Here is an 841-nt window from a genome sequence, read left to right as displayed (position 1 = left end):
TCCAGGACCCCTACGGCTCGCTCTCGCCGCGCATGAATGCCGGCGAGATCGTGGGCGAGGGGCTGACCGTGCACGAGCCCGGCCTCAATGCCGCCGGCCGCGCAGTGAAGGTCGGGCAGGCGCTGGAGGAGGTCGGCCTCGATCCCGCCATGGCTGAACGCTAYCCGCACGARTTCTCCGGCGGCCAGCGCCAGCGCRTCGSCATCGCSCGCGCGCTCGTGCTGAAACCGCGCCTCGTCGTGCTGGACGAGCCGACCAGCGCGCTCGACGTCAGCGTGCAGGCGCAGGTGGTGGAGCTGCTGCGGGGACTGCAGGAGAAGCACCGCCTAGCCTACCTCTTCATCAGCCACGACCTACGCGTCGTGCGCGCCATGGCGCACCGCATCATCGTCATGAAGAACGGCAAGATCGTCGAAGCCGGCGAGGCCGAGGCCCTTACCCAAAATCCCCGCGAGCCCTATACGCGCGCCCTGATGGCCGCCGCCTTCGAGCTGCGCGCCGCAGAGGGGCATAGCGGCACTTGAGCGAGACGTCAGACCACCCCTGGGCCGGCCAGGAGCGCCAAAAGCTGCAGGAGCTGATGGATGCCGAGCACGTGAAGCTCGGCGTCCACATCCGCAAGATGAACTCGCCCGGCAGCCCAGTGTACCGCACCTCCGAGAACGTCGTGCCGGCCGCTGCCATCCTCGTCAGTTCCTTCGCCGCGACGGCGCTGATCCACTTCTATGTCGGCGCCGTGATCCTAGCGGTGGGCTGCACTTGGTGGGTATGGAAGATCCTGCCGCAGATCCGCGAAGCCGTCTTCCTGCGCTCCTCCGCCTATGTGCTGGAGAGCGATGCG

2 protein-coding genes are annotated in these 841 nt (G+C 67.9%); both read left to right on the top strand.

Annotated features, from left to right (window positions below; all coding sequences use genetic code 11):
- On the top strand, positions 1–524 hold a 524-nt coding region (locus tag AC1DWF_RS33335; protein ID WP_476842778.1), incomplete at its 5' end, for an ATP-binding cassette domain-containing protein.
- Positions 521–841 (top strand): hypothetical protein (locus AC1DWF_RS33330; RefSeq protein WP_476842777.1); only part of this gene is annotated, 321 nt, incomplete at its 3' end. The genes AC1DWF_RS33335 and AC1DWF_RS33330, both read left to right, overlap by 4 nt.

It is taken from the genome of Aminobacter sp. P4_D5, assembly GCF_056401815.1.
This window is presented reverse-complemented; position numbering and strand designations above follow the sequence as displayed.